We start from the raw sequence: 4282 nt of genomic DNA, 5'->3' as shown, positions 1-4282 counted from the left end.
GGTTTATTGCTCAGGCACCTGTGCAACCGGTAAATTATCGGTGCGGAAAGGGGAAAGCGGAAGGCCTTGCAAGGACTCCATATTACCAATGCTGGTATTACCGAAGCCATAACGCACATACACCGGATTCTTGAGGTTGGGGTGCCAGAGTACTACGCTGTTTTTGTCGATTTTCACTTGGGGGCTATACCAGGTGGTACCATCCAGGCCGGCAATTTGCCAGCCGATTGGTTGAGCGCCATTTATCCGTAACCCCTTTTCAGCGTAGTTGAACTTAACCAGAATTTTTCCTTTTTCTACGACGGAGGAGCTGTATTCGGGGCTTCTGTAGCCATCTATTTTTAGTCCATAGGTTGCGGCCAGTGCGTAATTAGCCAGCCTTGTTCCAACCGGTTTTTTCCTGGACGGATGGATGTCTGTAACCGTATCCACCAGGTCGGTAATAACCACCATACCTGTTGCCGGATGTTCAGCTGCTGCATGTTGTGCTTCCCGCAATAGAGCCCCGATTCCGGTGGTGCCGTATTTGAACGGGGCGATCTGAACGTAATAAAACGGCAGTTTTTTATTCCAGGCAGCCCGCCAGCTATCGATCATTTTGGTAAATAATTGTCGATATGTAGTATAGGTTCCCGTATTGCTTTCGCCCTGGTACCAGATAACACCGGCAATGGTGAAATTAGTAAGGGGCGCTATCATTCCGTTGTAGGCTTTCCCGGATGTGGTAGGCCACCAATCAACCTTGGTGAGTTTAGCAGCCGCTTCTTTCAGAACGGGATCGCTGTAAACCACTTCCTCCGGCGTCCAGGCTTCTGCTGGCGTACCACCCCAGCTAACATTAATCAGCCCGATTGGCAGGTTTAGCTGCTCCTGTACTCTTTTTCCAAAAAAATACCCCACTGCACTGAACGCTTTCAACTGGTTGGAATCACAACTGGTCCAACCTGCTTTCAGGTCTTCCTGAGGATAATCAGCACCGGTTTTATTTACCTGAAAAAGGCGGATATTGGAATTGGCCGCCTGCGGAAACTCCGCTGCGATATCTTTTACGCCGTTATAATAACTCCATTCCATATTGGACTGGCCGGAGCAGACCCATACCTCACCAATAAGCACATTCTCCAATACAATTGTGTTGCGGCTGGAAATAGTTATGGAATAAGGACCACCGGCTGCCGGTGTTTGAATTTTTAGTTTCCAACGAGCCAGATCAGAAACTTTGGTACTATACTGTTGAGCATTCCAACTGGTAGTAACGGTTACGTTTTCTCCCGGCCCGGCCCAACCCCAAAGCTGAACCGAATCTTTCTGTTGCAATACCATGCCCGACTGAAGAAGGGCAGGCAACTTTAGTTGTGAGAACCCGGCGGTCGAAAAAAGAAGGGCTATAGCGGGCAGCAATCGTTGCAGTCGTTTTTTCATAGTTCTAAAATACAAAAAGCCCTTGTGCAGGCCCAAAAAAAAAGCGTTAATCGAATAAAATGTCCGATTAACGCTTAAACTAGTAAAGGCGCTGTTTTACATTTTAGCTACCACTACATCTTCCACTACAACACGGCTCCGGTTGATCTGGAACACGTCTGTCTGAACTTTTCCTTTTTTAGCAACTGCCACTTTCAATTGAATGGGCTCCATGCTATGGTTATCGATCTGGAATTTGCGGGTAATTTTTTTATCGGAAGAAGTAACGCTGTAAAGTACATAACCGTCCATATCTCTCAACTGAACAGTAATTTCTTCACCTGATTCATTGTTAAGACTAAGCTCAACGATCGGAGATTGATCATTGGAACCTATATACTTTACTTCAACAGGAACATCTTTTGCTTTGGCTTTTTTTTCTGTATTCGCAAAAACAGGAGCAGCGCTAAGGCCAACAAGTACAGCTACACTCATGGCAGCCACGATAGATTTTAATTGCATGTTTACGTTTTTCATAACAAATTTTTTGAGGTTAGACAATAACAAGATCTTTTGGTGGCAATCGAAAAACGGAAGCAATGTTGGTGATGGAATCGGCAATCGGAAAGAAAATTGGCTAAAACAACCGGTAGGATCCGGAAACAGCTCGTATAACTGCTTGGTACTACAAACTTAGGCCGGTTATCTTCGGCCTGCAAGTCAAAATTTTTGGAATTTGCTTATTCTAAAACTCTTAATTTTTTACTAAAAGCCTTTCTGGGAAAGGGTTTCATCCGAAAAAACCAATGATCTCCAAGTTAATTTTCAACCGTAAAAACAGTTGAAATATCCACGGGATGAAGTTTACTATCCAGGCCTCTGATTCTAATTCTGTATTTACCTGGAATATCAGAGGAGAAAAATTTAATATTAATTTCATGGAGATCGTCCGTATCGCTAATCTTAGGGCTCCAATACAACAACTGCCGTCTATCGGGGATTCTATCTGTAGCTGGTACCTTTTTTGCGTAATCTGGCCAGGATGTAGATACTACTTGTTGTATGCCAGGATAAAAAAGGGTTAATGCATGAACGGGTAAAACTCCGGTTTTTGCAATTTTCCCATTGGATTTAACCAGTATTGCTCCATCATTTACGAGCCCGTTCACAATCAATTTTTGCATTAGAATTTCTATTTCTTCAATTTCAAGAGGGTTTAATTCAAGCAAAAAATTTGGGTTTGTAATAATCTGCCCATCAAGCAGGATTAATGGATCTCCCTCGAAAAAACCCGGTATTGATTTATTGCGAACTTTAACCTGAAACAGGCTATCCACTTTTCGAACACGCACTTCCGGAATAAATTCTCTGAAGATTTCCTGCATAGAAAGAAAACGAGTATAATCCTTCAGCCTATACCGCATATCGGGTTTCCCAAAAGGAATAGTATCCAAAAACCTTAGCTGGCTCGTATCATTCAAATTAATAGTAGGCTGACTATCTGCAGCCAGCTGTAGATGAATGAATCGTTTTCGAAGCAATTCCACCTGTTCTTCAGATAATCTGGGATATCCGGATGAAATCGTTTCCGAAACCGGAGCAAAAAAATGCTCAATTTCCAGTTTAAGCTGATCTTCCCGTTTACCTGCATTAAGAATTTGTGCAAAGATAGCTCCACGCTGAAGTCTTAACCCCGGATTAAACCAACAGATTCCTTGTTGATTCGTTTTTGCAGCGCTTACAATTATGGCATTACCAGTACTATTTAATATTCCCATTACATTCTTTACTGGCTCCCCGTTCGTAATATCAGTTACTGCAACTTTAATCAAGGGGCCTTCCAACTCGGGAAGGAATTCTATGTTTTTTGTAGCTCCTGACGAGAGACTTGGTTCATTAACCCACTCGGGTAATTCCGGCTCATCGGCGGGTACTACAGTAACCGTAAGACCAGATGCAGGAATTGAGGTAGAAAAATTTACCCTGCATTCAATAAGTGAACGGGAAGGTATAACAGGTGCGTTTAATTGTATAATAGCTTCGGGAGACTGGTTATCGTTCCTGCTTGTAGCTGAACTCCTTGAGACCGTAGCTGCCAGCTTCTTTTTATTCTCAACAAAAAAACTTGAATCATATGGATTCACCAGCAGTAAAGGTTTTCTGAAATACGAAGATTCGCCCCAGTTTCGCATCCAGTTTGTATACGCCCTAAATTCGTAGATCCCCGATGAAAACTGAAAATTTGTATATAAAACTCCCTGCCCGCGCCCTTTATCCAAGCGCACAATAGACTGAACAACAGCAGTTTTTTCCTGGTTGATTAATTCGACATAGGCTAGTTTACTATTCTCTGCATAGTTTTTCAATGAGGAATCAATACAATAGAGACTGAAAAAAACAGATTCGCCGCTTAAATAAACAGATCTGTCTGTTATTACCAGCAAGTCCTCTTTTGCCTGCGCCTTCAATATTGGACAAAATCCAAGCAGCAATAACCCAAAAACTGCGATAAATCTCTTTTGCATACTACCAGAATGAAGGTTTTTGATTGGTACCTCCCGACAAGCGGCAATCAAGACATACTTTTTTACTCAGTACAAGCCCGGGAGGTTGACCGCTTGAAAAATACCACATCCAGTATTCCGGATTTGGGTAGTCATATATCTGATAGTCAATCGGATTACTCGGCACATTAATTACCATACAATCATATCCCGTCAATACAAGTGGCCAGTCATTCAATTCATGATTTTGAATAAAAATCCTTTTGGTAGTAGTACGGCCAGCAGAAATAAATCCAACGACAGGTTCATCCGGATCTGAATCCGACTGAATATTTCCAATCAGTTGTGAAGGCAACGGATCAAAAATTCCACCAAGC

General features: G+C 42.6%; 3 protein-coding genes and 1 pseudogene. All 4 read right to left on the bottom strand.

Features of this window, described 5'->3' with window-relative positions:
• Positions 1-3 precede the first annotated feature (3 nt).
• Positions 4-1422, bottom strand: a complete 1419-nt coding sequence (locus A1D16_RS02765; RefSeq protein WP_290707580.1) for a sialate O-acetylesterase — start codon at positions 1420-1422, stop codon at positions 4-6.
• 96 nt (positions 1423-1518) lie between these two features.
• A complete protein-coding gene (locus A1D16_RS02760; protein WP_290707578.1) occupies positions 1519-1938 on the bottom strand; it encodes a hypothetical protein in 420 nt (139 codons plus the stop codon).
• 281 nt (positions 1939-2219) lie between these two features.
• On the bottom strand, positions 2220-3926 hold the full coding sequence (locus tag A1D16_RS02755; protein ID WP_290707576.1) for a hypothetical protein: 1707 nt from the start codon (positions 3924-3926) through the stop codon (positions 2220-2222).
• A gap of 1 nt (position 3927) precedes the next feature.
• Positions 3928-4282, bottom strand: a pseudogene (locus A1D16_RS02750) (hypothetical protein); the annotation flags it as partial.

The sequence above is a fragment of the Flavihumibacter sp. CACIAM 22H1 genome (assembly GCF_001601815.1).
In the GTDB taxonomy this organism is placed as follows: Bacteria; Bacteroidota; Bacteroidia; order Chitinophagales; family Chitinophagaceae; genus Flavihumibacter.
This window is presented reverse-complemented; position numbering and strand designations above follow the sequence as displayed.

Bases quoted from the DNA above. Each gene is read 5' to 3' on its own strand.
- A1D16_RS02765 (WP_290707580.1), bottom strand. From the start codon at position 1,422: ATGAAAAAACGACTGCAACGATTGCTGCCCGCTATAGCCCTTCTTTTT.
- A1D16_RS02755 (WP_290707576.1), bottom strand. From the start codon at position 3,926: ATGCAAAAGAGATTTATCGCAGTTTTTGGGTTATTGCTGCTTGGATTT.
- A1D16_RS02760 (WP_290707578.1), bottom strand. From the start codon at position 1,938: ATGAAAAACGTAAACATGCAATTAAAATCTATCGTGGCTGCCATGAGT.